This window comes from Enterobacter sp. DC4 (assembly GCF_000568095.1).
Classification (GTDB): Bacteria; Pseudomonadota; Gammaproteobacteria; order Enterobacterales; family Enterobacteriaceae; genus Enterobacter; species Enterobacter pseudoroggenkampii.
The window spans coordinates 1-16,267 of sequence record NZ_AZUB01000016.1 but is presented as its reverse complement, the minus strand read 5'-3'; the positions used below and the strand labels follow the sequence as shown (position 1 = coordinate 16,267).

At 53.3% G+C, this 16,267-nt stretch carries 16 protein-coding genes and 1 tRNA gene; 15 read left to right on the top strand and 2 right to left on the bottom strand.

Annotated features, from left to right (window positions below):
• Window positions 1-3: 3 nt before the first annotated feature.
• From P349_RS00745 to dinB, 7 genes are all read left to right on the top strand, one after another.
• A complete protein-coding gene (locus tag P349_RS00745) occupies window positions 4-1,239 on the top strand; it encodes an NADH:ubiquinone reductase (Na(+)-transporting) subunit B (protein ID WP_032646965.1) in 1,236 nt (411 codons plus the stop codon).
• Window positions 1,232-2,026: a Na(+)-translocating NADH-quinone reductase subunit C gene (locus P349_RS00750; RefSeq protein WP_032646966.1), complete on the top strand. Its 795-nt coding sequence runs from the start codon at window positions 1,232-1,234 to the stop codon at window positions 2,024-2,026. The genes P349_RS00745 and P349_RS00750 overlap by 8 nt, the downstream gene beginning before the upstream one ends.
• The gene (locus P349_RS00755; protein WP_032646968.1) at window positions 2,019-2,657 is read left to right on the top strand and encodes an NADH:ubiquinone reductase (Na(+)-transporting) subunit D; all 639 of its coding nucleotides are present in this window, start codon (window positions 2,019-2,021) and stop codon (window positions 2,655-2,657) included. The genes P349_RS00750 and P349_RS00755 overlap by 8 nt, the downstream gene beginning before the upstream one ends.
• A gap of 6 nt (window positions 2,658-2,663) precedes the next feature.
• Window positions 2,664-3,260: an NADH:ubiquinone reductase (Na(+)-transporting) subunit E gene (gene nqrE, locus P349_RS00760; RefSeq protein WP_023334613.1), complete on the top strand. Its 597-nt coding sequence runs from the start codon at window positions 2,664-2,666 to the stop codon at window positions 3,258-3,260.
• A 10-nt stretch (window positions 3,261-3,270) separates the two neighbouring features.
• The gene (gene nqrF / locus P349_RS00765) at window positions 3,271-4,494 is read left to right on the top strand and encodes an NADH:ubiquinone reductase (Na(+)-transporting) subunit F (protein ID WP_032646969.1); all 1,224 of its coding nucleotides are present in this window, start codon (window positions 3,271-3,273) and stop codon (window positions 4,492-4,494) included.
• On the top strand, window positions 4,494-4,697 hold the full coding sequence (nqrM, locus tag P349_RS00770; protein WP_032646972.1) for a (Na+)-NQR maturation NqrM: 204 nt from the start codon (window positions 4,494-4,496) through the stop codon (window positions 4,695-4,697). Before nqrF ends, nqrM begins: the two co-directional genes overlap by 1 nt.
• 107 nt (window positions 4,698-4,804) lie before the next feature.
• Window positions 4,805-5,863, top strand: a complete 1,059-nt coding sequence (gene dinB / locus P349_RS00775) for a DNA polymerase IV (protein ID WP_032646973.1) — start codon at window positions 4,805-4,807, stop codon at window positions 5,861-5,863.
• 76 nt (window positions 5,864-5,939) lie between these two features.
• Here the strand turns inward: dinB and pepD are convergent, their stop codons facing one another.
• Window positions 5,940-7,397 (bottom strand): cytosol nonspecific dipeptidase, encoded by a 1,458-nt coding sequence (pepD, locus tag P349_RS00780; protein ID WP_032646976.1) that lies wholly within the window; start codon window positions 7,395-7,397, stop codon window positions 5,940-5,942.
• A gap of 260 nt (window positions 7,398-7,657) precedes the next feature.
• On the opposite strand from pepD, the gene gpt reads away from it, so the two are divergent.
• From gpt to crl, 3 genes are all read left to right on the top strand, one after another.
• Window positions 7,658-8,116 carry a xanthine phosphoribosyltransferase gene (gene gpt / locus P349_RS00785; RefSeq protein ID WP_010427903.1) on the top strand — a complete coding sequence of 153 codons (459 nt, stop codon included), beginning with the start codon at window positions 7,658-7,660 and terminating at the stop codon, window positions 8,114-8,116.
• 104 nt (window positions 8,117-8,220) lie between these two features.
• A complete protein-coding gene (frsA, locus tag P349_RS00790; protein WP_024909469.1) occupies window positions 8,221-9,465 on the top strand; it encodes an esterase FrsA in 1,245 nt (414 codons plus the stop codon).
• Window positions 9,466-9,522: 57 nt separating this feature from the next.
• A complete protein-coding gene (gene crl / locus P349_RS00795; protein ID WP_024909470.1) occupies window positions 9,523-9,924 on the top strand; it encodes a sigma factor-binding protein Crl in 402 nt (133 codons plus the stop codon).
• Window positions 9,925-10,073: 149 nt separating this feature from the next.
• Here the strand turns inward: crl and phoE are convergent, their stop codons facing one another.
• Complete coding sequence (gene phoE / locus P349_RS00800; RefSeq protein WP_032646978.1) at window positions 10,074-11,126, bottom strand: phosphoporin PhoE; 1,053 nt, start codon at window positions 11,124-11,126, stop codon at window positions 10,074-10,076.
• 304 nt (window positions 11,127-11,430) lie between these two features.
• Here phoE and proB point away from each other — a divergent pair, with 304 nt between their 5' ends.
• The 5 genes from proB to drt3a form a co-directional block, all read left to right on the top strand.
• Window positions 11,431-12,534: a glutamate 5-kinase gene (gene proB / locus P349_RS00805; RefSeq protein ID WP_008501877.1), complete on the top strand. Its 1,104-nt coding sequence runs from the start codon at window positions 11,431-11,433 to the stop codon at window positions 12,532-12,534.
• An 11-nt stretch (window positions 12,535-12,545) separates the two neighbouring features.
• Complete coding sequence (gene proA / locus P349_RS00810; protein ID WP_032646979.1) at window positions 12,546-13,799, top strand: glutamate-5-semialdehyde dehydrogenase; 1,254 nt, start codon at window positions 12,546-12,548, stop codon at window positions 13,797-13,799.
• 111 nt (window positions 13,800-13,910) lie between these two features.
• Window positions 13,911-13,986, top strand: a tRNA-Thr gene (locus P349_RS00815).
• 162 nt (window positions 13,987-14,148) lie between these two features.
• On the top strand, window positions 14,149-15,300 hold the full coding sequence (locus P349_RS00820; RefSeq protein WP_050597543.1) for a tyrosine-type recombinase/integrase: 1,152 nt from the start codon (window positions 14,149-14,151) through the stop codon (window positions 15,298-15,300).
• On the top strand, window positions 15,251-16,267 hold a 1,017-nt coding region (gene drt3a / locus P349_RS0124795), incomplete at its 3' end, for an antiviral reverse transcriptase Drt3a (protein ID WP_193745684.1). The genes P349_RS00820 and drt3a, both read left to right, overlap by 50 nt.

Sequence of the window (16,267 nt, the reverse complement as noted above, 5' to 3'; positions counted from 1 at the left end):
CCGATGGGCTTAAAACACCTCTTTGAAAAAATTGAGCCGCACTTTACCGAAGGGAAGCTCAAAAAGTACTACCCGCTGTATGAAGCAACGGCGACCATTTTCTACACGCCGGGGCTGGTGACGAAAGGCGCGGCGCACGTTCGCGACGCCATCGACCTCAAGCGAATGATGATCCTGGTGTGGTTTGCGGTCTTCCCGGCGATGTTCTGGGGGATGTACAACGTTGGCCTGCAGACCATTCCGGCGCTGCACCACATGTACGATGCACAGCAGCTGGCGCAGGTGCTCCAGTCTGACTGGCACTACCGTCTGGCCCAGTCGTTAGGGGTGAGCTTTGCTGCAGACGCGGGCTGGATCAGCATGATGACGCTGGGCGCGGTGTTCTTCCTGCCGATTTACCTCACGGTATTTATCGTGGGCGGCTTCTGGGAAGTGCTGTTTGCCATCATCCGTAAACACGAGATCAACGAAGGCTTCTTCGTGACCTCGATTCTGTTTGCCCTGATTGTCCCGCCAACCTTACCGCTCTGGCAGGCGGCGCTGGGCATTAGCTTTGGCGTGGTCATTGCCAAAGAGATCTTCGGCGGCACCGGGCGGAACTTCCTCAACCCGGCGCTGGCTGGGCGTGCGTTCCTCTTCTTTGCCTATCCGGCGCAAATCTCAGGCGATCTGGTCTGGACGGCGGCAGACGGTTTTTCCGGCGCGACGCCGCTTTCACAGTGGGCAGCCCACGGTGGCGAAACGCTGGTGAACAACGCGACGGGTCAGCAAGTCACCTGGTTTGATGCCTTTATTGGCAACATTCCGGGCTCCATCGGTGAAGTCTCGACGCTGATGATTTTGCTTGGCGGGGCGATCATTCTTTTCGGACGTGTGGCCTCCTGGCGGATTGTGGCGGGCGTGATGATCGGCATGGTGCTGACCGCCACCCTGTTCAACGTTATCGATTCTACTACCAACCCGATGTTCTCCATGCCGTGGTACTGGCATCTGGTGCTGGGGGGCTTCGCGTTCGGCATGATGTTCATGGCGACGGACCCGGTCTCGGCCTCGTTTACCGATAAAGGTAAATGGAGCTATGGCGTGCTCATTGGCGCGATGTGTGTCCTGATCCGCGTGGTCAACCCGGCGTATCCGGAAGGGATGATGCTGGCCATTCTGTTTGCCAACCTTTTTGCGCCGCTGTTCGACTACCTGGTGGTGCGGGCCAACATCAAGCGGAGGAAGGCGCGTGGCTGAGGTTAAAAATAACGACAGCATCAGCAAAACGCTGCTGGTGGTGCTGGTGCTCTGTCTGGTCTGTTCCATCGTCGTGGCCGGTTCTGCCGTGGGGTTAAAACCCCTGCAGCAGGAGCAACGCGCGCTGGATAAACAGCGCAACATTTTGGCCGTGGCCGGGCTGATGCAGGAAGGAATGAGCGCAGACGACGTTTCGGCCGTCTTTGCCGAACGTATTTCCGCGCGGCTGGTGGATTTAAAAACGGGTGAACTGCTGGATAAAGACCCGGCAACCTTCAACCAGGCGCTGGCGCTGAAAGATCCGCAGATGAGCGTGACGCTCGAGGCATCGCAAGATCCCGCCGGGATTAAGCGCCGCAGCAACCTGGCCGAAATTTACCTGGTGCGTGACCCCCAAAAACGCATTCAGGAAGTGGTGCTTCCTGTCTACGGCAACGGCCTGTGGTCAATGATGTATGCCTTTGTGGCCCTGGATACGGATGGCCGCACGGTCAAAGGCATTACGTATTACGACCAGGGCGAAACGCCGGGGCTGGGCGGTGAAGTGGAAAACCCGAACTGGCGGGCACAGTTTGTCGGCAAGAAAGTGCTTGACGATAACGGTCTGCCTGCGCTGAAGGTGATGAAAGGGGCGGCACGTCCCGGTGACGACTACGCCGTCGACGGGCTTTCCGGCGCCACGCTCACCTCAAACGGGGTGCAGCACAGTTTTGATTTCTGGATGGGCGAGCTGGGCTTTGGTCCTTTCCTGAAAAACGTACGTGAAGGAGCGCTGAACAATGGCTGATACCGATGAACTGAAAGAAGTGAAAAAGGTGCTCATTGGCCCACTGCTCGCCAATAACCCGATCACGCTGCAGGTGCTGGGCGTCTGTTCAGCTCTGGCGGTAACGACCAAGCTGGAAACGGCGGTGGTGATGACGCTGGCCGTCACGCTGGTCACGGCGTTTTCGAGCATGTTTATCTCGATGATCCGCCACCACATTCCCAACAGCGTGAGGATCATCGTGCAGATGGCGATCATCGCCTCGCTGGTGATCGTGGTCGATCAGCTGCTGCGCGCCTTCGCCTATGAAACCTCCAAACAGCTCTCGGTGTTTGTCGGGCTGATTATCACCAACTGTATTGTCATGGGGCGTGCGGAAGCCTACGCCATGAAAATGCCGCCGCTGGCGAGCTTTATGGACGGTATCGGCAACGGCCTGGGCTACGGCGCGATCCTGCTGACCGTAGGGTTCCTGCGCGAGCTGATTGGCAGCGGCAAGCTGTTTGGCATCACGGTGCTGGACACGGTGCAAAACGGCGGCTGGTATCTGCCAAACGGCCTGTTCCTGCTGGCCCCTAGCGCATTCTTCATTATCGGTTTGCTGATCTGGCTGATTCGTACGCTGAAGCCAGAACAGCAGGAAAAGGAGTAACCGACGATGGCTCATTACCTGAGTTTGTTTGTGCGCGCGGTGTTTGTTGAAAACATGGCGCTCGCGTTTTTCCTCGGCATGTGCACGTTCCTTGCTGTGTCTAAAAAGGTCTCCACGGCATTTGGGCTGGGGGTGGCGGTCACCGTTGTGTTGGGGCTTTCGGTTCCGATTAACAATCTGGTGTACAACTTCGTGCTGCGGGACGGCGCGCTGGTGGAAGGGGTTGATCTCAGCTTCCTGAACTTCATCACCTTTATCGGGGTGATCGCAGCGCTGGTGCAAATCCTGGAGATGATCCTCGATAAATATTTCCCGTCGCTGTACAACGCGCTGGGGATCTTCCTGCCGCTGATCGCGGTGAACTGCGCCATCTTTGGCGGCGTCTCGTTTATGGTTCAGCGTGATTACAACTTCAGTGAATCCGTGGTGTACGGTTTTGGTTCCGGCATCGGCTGGATGCTGGCGATTGTCACCATGGCGGGGATCCGCGAGAAAATGAAATATGCCAACGTGCCTGCGGGTCTGCGTGGCTTAGGGATCACCTTTATCACCACCGGTCTGATGGCGCTGGGCTTTATGTCCTTCTCCGGTGTGCAGCTATAAGGGCTAACAGATGGAAATTATCCTTGGCGTGGTGATGTTCACGCTGATTGTACTGGTGCTGTCAGGACTCATTCTGGCGGCGCGCGCGAAGCTGGTGAATTCCGGCGACGTGGTGATTGATATTAACGACGATCCGCAGAATCAGATCCGCACGCCGGCGGGAGATAAACTGCTCAACACGCTCTCCGGTAACGGTATTTTTGTCTCCTCAGCCTGCGGCGGCGGCGGCTCCTGCGGGCAGTGCCGCGTGACGGTAAAAGAGGGCGGTGGCGATATTCTGCCCACCGAGCTGGCGCATATCACTAAGCGTGAGGCAAAAGAGGGCTGCCGTCTGGCCTGCCAGGTCGCGGTGCGCCAGAACATGAAAATTGAGCTGCCGGAAGAGATCTTCGGCGTTAAAAAATGGGAGTGCGAGGTTATCTCTAATGATAACAAAGCCACCTTTATTAAAGAGCTGAAGCTGCGGGTACCAGAAGGGGAAGATGTTCCGTTCCGCGCCGGGGGATACATTCAGATTGAGTGTCCTGAGCATACCGTGGCGTATGCGGACTTCGACGTTCCGCAGGCGTACCGCGCTGACTGGGACAAATTCAATCTCTTCCGCTTTGTATCCGAGGTAAAAGAGCCGACGCTGCGCGCCTACTCCATGGCCAACTATCCGGAAGAGAAGGGCATTATCATGCTCAACGTGCGTATCGCCACGCCGCCACCGAATGTGCCGGATGCACCGCCGGGCGTGATGTCGTCATACATCTGGTCTCTGAAGCCGGGAGATAAGGTGACCATCTCCGGTCCGTTCGGGGAGTTCTTCGCGAAAGATACCGACGCGGAAATGGTCTTTATCGGCGGCGGTGCCGGTATGGCCCCGATGCGCTCGCACATTTTTGACCAGCTCAAGCGGCTCGGCAGCAAGCGTAAAATCAGCTTCTGGTACGGGGCGCGTTCGCTGCGCGAAATGTTCTATGACGACGAGTTTGAACAGCTGGCGCGTGAAAACCCGAACTTTACCTTCCATGTGGCGCTCTCCGATCCGCAGCCGGAAGATAACTGGACGGGCTATACGGGGTTCATCCACAACGTGCTGTATGAAAACTACCTCAAACAGCACCCGGCGCCCGAGGACTGCGAGTTCTATATGTGTGGTCCGCCGATGATGAACGCCGCCGTGATTAAGATGCTGAAAGATCTCGGCGTTGAAGATGAGAACATCATGCTTGATGACTTCGGAGGCTGATGATGCTGACGTTTCTGGCAACCTTTGTGGTGTTTGTGCTTGTCATCTTCGGCATGTCGTTAGGCTGGATCGTTAAGCGGAAAAGCATTCAGGGCAGCTGCGGCGGTATTTCCTCCCTTGGGATGGAAAAGGTCTGCGACTGCCCGGAACCGTGCGATGCGCGGAAAAAAAGAATGGCCCGCGAGCAGCAGCGCATCATTTAATCTGCCAGGTCGGGTAAGGCGAAACCGCCACCCGACAATTCCCACGCACACTTCTCAACCCTCATTTGTTTACTGTATACTTATCCAGTGATGAGTGAGGGCTTACTATGCGCAAAATAATCCATGTTGATATGGACTGCTTTTTTGCCGCAGTGGAGATGCGAGACAACCCGGCGCTGCGGGATATTCCCATCGCCATTGGCGGCAGCCGCGTTCAGCGTGGTGTCATCAGCACCGCCAACTATCCTGCGCGCAAATTTGGCGTGCGCAGCGCCATGCCGACGGCGATGGCCTTAAAGCTTTGCCCTCATCTCACGCTTCTGCCCGGGCGGTTCGACGCCTATAAAGAGGCTTCCCTTCATATTCGGGAAATCTTTTCCCGCTATACCTCTCTGATAGAGCCGCTGTCGCTGGACGAAGCCTATCTCGATGTGACCGACAGCGTGCATTGCCACGGCTCCGCCACGCTGATGGCGCAGGAGATCCGCCAGACGATTTTCAACGAGCTGAATCTGACGGCATCGGCGGGGGTCGCGCCCGTTAAATTCCTCGCCAAAATCGCCTCCGATTTAAATAAGCCCAACGGCCAGTACGTCATCACGCCGGAAGAGGTGCCTGCGTTTTTGAAAACGCTACCGCTCGGTAAAATCCCCGGCGTCGGGAAAGTCTCCGCCGCAAAGCTGGAAAGCATGGGGCTACGGACCTGTGAAGACGTGCAGCGAAGCGACCTCGCCATGCTGCTCAAGCGCTTCGGGAAGTTTGGCCGCGTGCTGTGGGAGCGCAGCCAGGGGATTGACGATCGCGATGTGAACAGTGAACGGCTACGGAAATCCGTCGGCGTTGAGCGCACCCTCATTGAAGATATTCATGACTGGTCCGAATGCGAAACCATAATTACGGAACAGCTTTACCCGGAGCTGGAGCGACGCTTAAGCAAGGTGAAGCCGGACCTGCGCATTGCCCGTCAGGGTATCAAATTAAAATTCAACGACTTCCAGCAGACCACGCAGGAACACGTCTGGCCGCGACTGAATAAAGACGATCTTATCGCGACGGCAAAAAAGGCATGGGAAGAACGCCGGGGCGGGCGAGGGGTGAGGCTGGTGGGATTGCACGTCACGCTGCTGGATCCGCAGTTAGAGCGACAGCTGGTATTAGGATTGTAAAAAAGCCCGGTGCGCTACGCTTACCGGGCCTACGTTGTTCACCCTCTCCCTGTGGGAGAGGGCTGGGGTGAGGGAATTACTTAACGGGGATCGCTTTCAGCAGTTCAGTCAGCAGCGTCCAGTAGTGACCGACGCTTTCGATATGAACCTGCTCATCCGGCGAGTGCGGACCGGTAATGGTTGGCCCGATGGACACCATATCCATATCCGGATACGGTTTCTTGAACAGACCGCATTCCAGACCGGCGTGGATCACCTGAATGTTCGGGGTGCTGTTGAACAGACGCTGATAGGTTTCACGCACCAGCGCCATCACCGGAGAACTTGCATCCGGCTGCCAGCCCGGGTAGCTGCCTTTGGCAGAGGTTTTTGCTCCCGCCAGCGTACCCAGCGATTCCAGCATGCTCACCACGTACTCTTTACCGCTGTCGATAAGGGAGCGGATCAGGCAGATGATTTCCGCGCTGTCGTCGCTCATGGTCACCACGCCCACGTTCAGCGAGGTTTCCACCACGCCTTTCGCCACATCAGAGTTGCGGATCACGCCGTTTGGCGTCGCGTTCAGCAGCTGAACGAAGGTGTCACGAGACTTCGCGGTCAGCGCGGCTTTATCCGTGGAGACGGATTCCAGCACCACGGTCAGGTTCTTCTCTTTCGCCGACAGTTCGTTTTTCAGGATATCCAGGTACACGGTGGAGAGTTTTTTCAGCTCGTCGGCTTTTGCCGCCGGTACTGCCACGGTGGCGAAGGCTTCGCGTGGGATCGCGTTGCGCAGGGTACCGCCGTTGAAATCAACCAGACGCAGATCCAGCTCAGCCGCATGGCCTGCCAGGAAGCGCGCCAGCAGCTTGTTGGCGTTGCCCAGACCCAGGTGAATATCGCCGCCGGAGTGGCCGCCTTTCAGACCTTTCAGCGTCAGCTTGAAGGTCTGGAAACCGGCAGGAATCGCTTCGCGTGACAGCGGCAGGGTAGAGATGAAATCAATCCCGCCCGCGCAGCCCATGTAGATCTCACCTTCTTCTTCAGAGTCGGTGTTGATCAGGATATCCGCCTGCAGCCAGTTCGCCTGCAGACCGAACGCGCCGTCCATGCCCGCTTCTTCGGTCATGGTCAGCAGCACTTCCAGTGGACCGTGCTCAACGCTGTCGTCAGCCAGTACCGCCAGCGCAGAGGCCATACCGATGCCGTTATCCGCGCCCAGGGTGGTGCCGCGTGCTTTCACCCAGTCGCCGTCGATGTACGGCTGGATTGGGTCTTTGGTGAAGTCGTGAACGGTGTCGTTGTTCTTCTGTGGCACCATGTCCAGGTGCGCCTGCAGCACAACCGGTTTGCGGTTTTCCATGCCTGCGGTGGCGGGTTTGCGGATCAGAATGTTGCCAACCTGGTCGCGTTCAGCATGCAGACCTTTTTCCTTCGCCCAGCCCATAATATGTTCGGCAAGCTGTTCTTCATGGTAGGAAGGGTGTGGAATGGAGCAGATTTTGGCAAAAATATCCCACAGCGGCTGCGGAGATAATTGAGACAGTTCAGACACGATAAGTCTCCTTGTCGAGGCGCTGCAAACAGGGTTGCAGGTCACAGGGTTAGCAGGTTAATAGTTACCACAAGTCAGGCTTGCGAGATGAAACTGAGAATACCACTTTCTCTGCTGGCTGGTAGCATAAAGCATGTAAAAACACAGGCAGAGGGCGCTAAACACTGGTTTTTAGTGCGTCAGATCTCTATAATCTCGCGCAACCTATTTCCCCCTCGAACACTTTTTAAGCCGTATAAAAACAGGCTGGGACACTTCACATGAGCGAAAAATACGTCGTCACCTGGGACATGTTGCAGATTCACGCCCGCAAACTGGCGGCGCGTCTGATGCCTTCCGAACAGTGGAAAGGCATTATTGCCGTCAGCCGTGGCGGTCTGGTACCGGGGGCGCTGCTGGCACGTGAGCTGGGTATTCGTCATGTCGATACCGTTTGCATCTCCAGCTATGACCATGACAACCAGCGTGAGCTGACCGTGCTGAAACGCGCGGAAGGCGACGGTGAAGGTTTCATCGTGATTGATGACCTGGTAGATACCGGCGGTACTGCGGTCGCTATCCGCGAAATGTATCCGAAAGCACATTTCGTCACTATCTTCGCGAAACCTGCTGGCCGCCCGCTGGTTGACGATTACGTGATTGATATCCCGCAGGATACCTGGATTGAACAGCCATGGGATATGGGCGTGGTCTTCGTACCGCCGATTTCAGGCCGTTAATCCCAGTACGTAACTTTACACGCCCGGCAATGCCGGGCGTTGTTCTTTTTGGCCTGCCACGCGTTACAATAGTCTTCATATGACGTATTCATGGAGGCAACGCAATGACGCAGGCGAATCTCACCGAGACACTTTTCAAACCCCGTTTCAAACACCCTGAAACGTCGACGCTGGTGCGTCGCTTTAATCCGGGGACACAGCCTGCCGTCCAGTCCGCGTTAGACGGTAAAAACGTGCCCCACTGGTATCGTATGATTAACCGCCTGATGTGGGTCTGGCGCGGTATCGATCCTCGTGAAATCCTTGACGTGCAGGCGCGTATCGTGATGAGTGAAGCCGAGCGTACCGACAGCGAACTCTATGATACGGTGGTGGGTTACCGGGGTGGAAACTGGATCTATGAATGGTCTAAACAGGCGATGCTCTGGCAGCAAAAAGCCAGCCAGGAAGAGGATGCCACACGCAGCGGCAAGCACTGGCTGCATGCTGCCAATCTCTACGCCATTGCCGCGTATCCACATCTGAAAGGTGATGAGCTGGCTGAGCAGGCACAGGCGCTGGCGAATCGCGCCTATGAAGAGGCGGCTCAACGCCTGCCGGGCCAGATGCGCGAACTCGAGTTTACCATTCCGGGTGGGTCATCCATTACCGGGTTCCTGCATATGCCTGAAGGTGAAGGCCCGTTCCCGACAGTCCTTATGTGCGGTGGGCTGGATTCGTTGCAGATCGATTATTACAGCCTGTATGAGCGCTACTTCGCACCAAAAGGGATCGCGATGCTGACGCTGGATATGCCCTCTATCGGCTTCTCCTCCAAATGGAAACTGACTCAGGATTCCAGCCTGCTGCACCAGCATGCGCTAAAAGCGCTGGAAAACATTCCGTGGGTCGACCACACCCGCGTGGCGGCATTTGGCTTCCGCTTTGGTGCAAACGTCGCGGTGCGTCTGGCTTACCTTGAATCTTCTCGCCTGAAAGCTGTCGCCTGCCTCGGCCCGGTCGTTCACGCCCTGCTCAGCGATCCCGCACGTCAGGGGAGCGTACCTGAAATGTACCTTGATGTGCTGGCCAGCCGTCTTGGCATGCATGATGCATCAGACGAAGCGCTGCGCGTTGAGCTCAATCGCTACTCGTTAAAAACGCAAGGGTTGCTGGGACGCCGCTGCCCAACGCCGATGCTGTCGGGATTCTGGAAAAACGATCCGTTCAGTCCGGAAGAAGAGTCGCGCTTAATCACGTCGTCATCTGCGGATGGCAAATTGCTAGAAGTGCCGTTCAGCCCGGTCTATCAGAATTTCGATAAAGCGCTGAAAGAGATTACGCGCTGGATCGCTCAGAGATTGTGTTAATAGATTGCTAAATTTTGCTGGTTTGGTAAAACAGTGGCTTCACAAAAGGAGATCGCAATGACGTTACCGAGTGGACACCCGAAAAGTAGACTGATTAAGAAGTTTATGGCTCTCGGCCCGTATATTCGAGAAGAGCAGTGTGAAGAGAATCGCTTTTTTTTCGACTGCCTGGCTGTATGCGTCAACGTGAAGCCTGCACCCGAAAAACGTGAATTCTGGGGCTGGTGGATGGAAATGGAAGCAGAGGAAAAACGCTTTACGTATAGCTACCAGTTTGGCCTGTTTAATAAAGACGGCAACTGGCAGGCGACCTCTATTAAAGATCAGGAAGTGATTGACCGCCTGGAATATACGCTAAAAGAGTTCCATGATAAGGCACGCGCACTGCTGGCGACTCTGGATCTCAAGCTCGAGCCCGCAGATAACTTTTCCAGCGAAGCGGTGAAACTGACTGCCTGATGGTGTCCCAGCGCCGGGTGGCGGCTTCGCCTTACCCGGCCTACAAAAAATGATGGTTTTCTCCCTCTCCCCGTGGGAGAGGGCACCAGACCGCATTAATCCCTGAAATAAAAAAACCGGCACTAGGCCGGTTTTTTTATTTCGCATCATCAGAACTGGTAGGTCATACCCACGGCAACGATGTCATCGCTGCTCACGCCCAGTTTATTTTTGTCGTCAATCTGGTTGATTTTATAATCAACAAAGGTGGACATATTTTTGTTGAAGTAATAGGTCGCGCCAACGTCAATGTATTTCACCAGATCTTCGTCACCAATACCTTCGATATCTTTGCCTTTAGACTGGACATAACCCAGGGACGGACGCAGACCGAAATCGAACTGATATTGTGCGACCACTTCAAAGTTCTGCGCTTTATTGGCAAACCCGCCAGAAATTGGCGTCATATTACGGGTTTCTGAATACATCGCTGCCAGATAAATATCGTTCGCGTCATATTTCAGACCGGTTGCCCAGGCTTCTGCTTTCTGGCCCTGGCCACGCGCCAACAGGTTCTGCGCATTGGTGCGGTCAGAGTTGGTGTAGGCGCCGCTGACGGCGAAATCGCTGCCGCCGAAGTCATAGGTCAGAGAGGTACCAAAACCGTCACCGTTCTGTTTCTTGGCGTCACGGTTTTCGTTTTTGCCCTGGTACTGCAGGGTCATGTCAAGACCGTCAACCGCGCCGAAGAAATCGGTGTTACGGTAGGTAGCAAGACCGGTCGCACGCTTGGTCATGAAGTTATCGGTCTGCGCGGAAGAGTCGCCGCCGAACTCAGGGAACATGTCGGTCCATGCTTCAACGTCATACAGGGCACCCAGGTTACGACCGTAATCCAGAGAACCAAAGTTTTTCAGCTTCAGGCCCGCGAACGCCAGACGGGTTTTCTGAGAGGAGTCGCTCTCGGCTTTGTTACCTGCAAATTCAGATTCCCAACGGCCATAGCCCGTCAGCTGATCGTTAATCTGGGTTTCGCCTTTAAAACCGAAACGAACGTAAGTCTGATCGCCATCTTTGGTGGCATCATCGCTGATGTAGTGCATGGCTTTCACTTTGCCGTACACGTCCAGCTTATTACCATCTTTATTATAAACTTCAGCTGCGTGAACGGATGCAGAAGCCACTACGCCCATAACCATTAATGCCAGAGTGCTCTTTTTCATTTTCGATCCTGTCTTATAAACGCGCTAAAAAATTCGCTGGACGATAAGCTCATGCTTAAGTCCCGTGAAAAAACAGGAAGGGTTTTATCGTTCTGGAATGAAACTTTTATGACAAACTAAGAATAATTTTAAAAAACTGTGATTTATTATTTCGGTAATAAAAGTGTCAAATTCTCCCGCTACGCTTCCTGATCCCGCGCAACAAAGTGTTTCGCGATGTGCTAAGGCAGTTGGCAACGGGGCTGACTCCTGCTAAAACGTTCGTTCGACATTACTTTCCCTTATCGTTGAACGGCAGAGAATCATGAGTGACAGCCAGACGCTGGTGGTAAAACTCGGTACCAGTGTTTTAACAGGCGGATCGCGCCGCCTAAATCGCGCCCACATTGTTGAGCTTGTACGTCAGTGCGCTCAGTTACATGCCGCAGGGCATCGTATTGTGATTGTGACCTCCGGGGCGATTGCCGCCGGGCGTGAACACCTGGGTTACCCCGAACTCCCCGCGACGATAGCCTCCAAACAGCTGCTGGCCGCCGTGGGGCAAAGCCGACTCATTCAACTCTGGGAACAGCTGTTCTCTATCTATGGCATCCACGTCGGGCAGATGCTGCTGACGCGTGCGGATATGGAAGACAGAGAGCGCTTCCTGAACGCCCGCGATACCCTTCGCGCGCTGCTGGACAACAATATCGTTCCGGTCATTAACGAGAACGATGCCGTTGCTACCGCTGAAATCAAAGTAGGCGATAACGATAACCTCTCTGCGCTGGCTGCCATTCTGGCCGGTGCCGATAAATTACTGCTTCTGACCGATCAGCAGGGGTTGTTCACTGCCGATCCGCGCTCCAACCCGGAAGCCGAGCTGATTACCGACGTTCACGGTATCGACGATGCGCTGCGCGCCATCGCCGGTGACAGCGTGTCCGGCCTCGGAACGGGCGGCATGGGGACCAAGCTGCAGGCCGCTGACGTGGCGTGCCGCGCCGGTATCGACACCATCATTGCGGCGGGCAGCCGCCCTGGCGTGATTGGTGACGTGATGGAAGGCATCTCGGTCGGCACCCGCTTCCACGCTCAGGAATCCCCGCTGGAAAACCGTAAACGCTGGATATTTGGCGCGCCGCCTGCGGGCGAACTCGTCGTCGATGAAGGGGCAACCGCCGCGATTCTGGAACGAGGAAGTTCATTACTTCCTAAAGGAATTAAAAGCGTGACAGGCAACTTCTCCCGTGGTGAAGTGATCCGTATCCGTAACCTCGAAGGCCGCGACATCGCCCACGGCGTAAGCCGTTATAACAGCGATGCCCTGCGCCGCATCGCGGGTCACCACTCACAGCAGATCGACGCCATTCTGGGCTATGAATATGGCCCGGTTGCCGTACATCGCGATGACATGATTATTCGTTAAGGAGCCAGAACATGCTGGAACAAATGGGCGCTGCCGCGAAGGCCGCCTCTTACAAACTGGCGCTCCTTTCCAGCCGCGAGAAAAACCGCGTGCTGGAAAAAATCGCTGATTATCTGGAATCACAGTCCCAGGAAATTTTGCTCGCCAACGAGCAGGATTTACTGGAAGCGCGCCGCAACGGTCTGAGCGAAGCGATGCTCGACCGTCTGGCGCTGACCCCGGCCCGCCTGAAAGGCATCGCCGACGATGTTCGTCAGGTCTGCAATCTGGCCGACCCGGTAGGGCAGGTGATCGACGGCGGGCTGCTCGACAGCGGTTTACGCCTGGAGCGCCGTCGCGTGCCGCTCGGCGTTATCGGCGTTATTTATGAAGCCCGTCCAAACGTGACGGTGGATGTCGCCTCCCTGTGCCTGAAAACCGGTAACGCCGCTATTCTGCGCGGTGGGAAAGAGACCTGGCGTACCAACGCCGCGACGGTGAAAGTCATTCAGCAGGCGCTGGAAGAGTGTGGCTTACCGGCGGGTGCCGTGCAGGCAATTGAGAGCCCGGATCGTGCGCTGGTCAACGAGATGCTGCGCATGGATAAATACATCGACATGCTGATCCCACGCGGCGGCGCGGGCCTGCACAAGCTGTGCCGCGAGCAGTCGACGATTCCGGTGATCACCGGCGGTATCGGCGTATGTCACATCGTTGTAGACGACAGCGCTGAGATTGCACCGGCGCTGAAGATTATCGTTAACGCGAAGACCCAGCGTCCAAGCACCTGTAACACCGTTGAAACGCTGCTGGTGCATCAGGATATTGCGAACACCTTCCTGCCGGCCCTGAGCAAACAGATGGCAGAGAGCGGCGTGACGCTGCATGCTGACGCCAGTGCGCTCGCGCTGCTGCAGGATGGCCCGGCTAACGTCGTTCCCGTCAACGCGGAGCAGTACGACGACGAGTTCCTGTCACTGGATCTGAACGTGAAAATCGTGAGCGATCTTGACGACGCGATTGCGCACATCCGTGAGCATGGCACGCAGCATTCTGACGCCATACTGACGCGTACGCTGCGCAATGCGGATCGCTTCGTGAACGAAGTGGATTCCTCTGCGGTATATGTGAATGCCTCCACCCGCTTCACCGACGGCGGCCAGTTCGGGCTCGGCGCTGAGGTGGCGGTTAGCACGCAGAAACTGCACGCGCGCGGTCCGATGGGGCTGGAAGCGCTGACCACGTACAAGTGGATCGGCTTCGGTGACGATACGATTCGTGCGTAAATAATCACGGGTGATGCAAAAGTAGCCGTTTGATTCAAAAGGGCATTGACGCATCACCCGGATAGATCTAACCTTTTGCCCCGTGGTTACACTCGTAACCGGCCTCTCAGGGCCGATATAGCTCAGTTGGTAGAGCAGCGCATTCGTAATGCGAAGGTCGTAGGTTCGACTCCTATTATCGGCACCATTTCGACTTCCCCAAATGTCCGTATTCATCCATAATACCCTGAATTATAACGATTTTACCGCTTTTTAGTCCATCATCGTCCGCAGCCATCCAGTAGAATCCGATAAAGAATGTGTATAGGATTGTGTATATGTTCCTGTTCGGTCATGTATTTCTATACACATGCCTTTAAACGATATGCAGATTCGCTGCGCTAAGCCTGAAGATAAACCCTATACGCTTGGGGATGGGCAAGGCTTGTCATTGCTTATAGAACCTAATGGAAGCAAGAGCTGGCGGTTCCGCTATCGCTATGCCGGTAAACCCAAGATGATCTCGCTTGGCGTTTACCCAACGATCACTCTTGCCGATGCTCGTTCCCGTCGTGATGAAGCTCGAAAACTTGTGGCAGAAGGAAAGAACCCTAGCAAGGTTCGAAAAGAGCAAAAGCTGGCTCTGCAAACAGAGTCAGAGAACGCCTTCGAAAAGATAGCCAGAGAGTGGCATCAACTTAAATCTGCTAAATGGTCGGCAGGCTATGCATCAGACATCATGGAAGCGTTTAAGAAAGATATTTTTCCTTATGTTGGAACAAGGCCTGTGGGAGAGATTAAACCGCTAGAGCTGCTGAACGTACTGCGTAAAATTGAGAAAAGTGGTGCGTTGGAGAAAATGCGGAAAGTGCGTCAGCGTTGCTCCGAAGTGTTTCGCTACGCAATCGCAACAGGCAGGGCGGAGTACAATCCTGCGGCGGATCTCTCCAGCGCTCTCGAAGTACACCAATCCAATCATTTCCCGTTCCTAAAAGCTGATGAGATACCTGATTTTCTGCGTGCCTTAGAGGGGTATACCGGAAGTAAGCTTGTCCAGATAGCCACGAAATTACTGATGATTACAGGCGTGAGAACCATCGAATTACGTGCGGCATTATGGCAAGAATTTGATCTGGATAACGCTATTTGGGAAATTTCTGCTAAAAGGATGAAAATGCGAAGATCACATCTTGTGCCATTATCAGCTCAAGCGTTAGATTTACTCATTGAGCTAAAGTCCATGTCAGGAAACTATCAGTTAGTTTTTCCTGGGCGTAACAATTCGAACAAGCCTATGAGTGAGGCTAGCATCAACCAGTTGATCAAGCGTATTGGATATGGAGGAAAAGTGACTGGGCATGGATTTAGACACACGATGTCAACGATTTTGCATGAATATGGATTTGAGTCTACATGGATTGAAATGCAACTTGCTTACTGCGATAAGAATAAAATTCGAGGTATTTATAATCATGCTGGATCAAACATTCTCGCCAAGAAACCTTTTGAGGCTTTTGTATAAAGAAGATCCTAAAAAATTCCTCAGAAATATTGATAGGGAAGATTATGAAAGTGAAATGATAAGGTTATCACAAATCATAAATGACGATAAATTTAATTTTGGCAGGTTTTCCTTTGCAAGGATAAATAATAAAAAGGTCATAATACCTAATGAATTCAAAGATATATTGGCACTAAGAAAAGCAAATGATAATCTCAAGAGAATCTATGGTGTCAGACAATCAGATAGGAATGATATTGTAAGACATGTGATTTGCATGCTCGAAGAGCCGGTCCCATTTTTTGTATATAAGTTAGATATTAAAGATTTTTATGAAAGTATTAATAAAAATAAAATTTTGGACAAAATAACAAGATCCTCAATTGTTTCTTATAAAACGAAAAGGTTGATAAAGCGTTTTTTTGAACTATCACATCTGTCTACTGAATCAGGTCTTCCAAGAGGAATCGGTTTAAGCGCCACCATGGCTGAGCTTTACCTTGAAGATTTTGATGATAAGGTTAAACGTACTAAAAGTGTTTTCTACTATGCACGCTATGTAGATGATATTATCATTTTTACGTGTGAAAAAATAAATGACTTTCAAAATTTCTTTAAGGGTTTCTTGCCGGATAATCTAGACTTCAACATTTCAAAATGCAGAGAAATAGATATCCATAATAATGAAAAAGGGATGGTGGCCAATGAGTTTAATTATTTAGGGTATTGTTTTTGTGTTAGAAGCGGGAAAATAAAAGCTTCTGATAAGCGAGATGTTAAAGTTACGATTTCAAAAAAGAAAATACTTAAATTAAAAAGAAAAATTGTACTTTCTTTAAAAGATTATTGCAATACGAATAATTTCGCTCTTTTGGAAAAAAGAATAAAGTTTCTTACTTCTAATGTTATACTTGAAAAGGCTAAAAAAGTTTCTGATGAAGAAAGTTCGCCACTATATAGTGGTGTGTATTATAACTACTTACATATC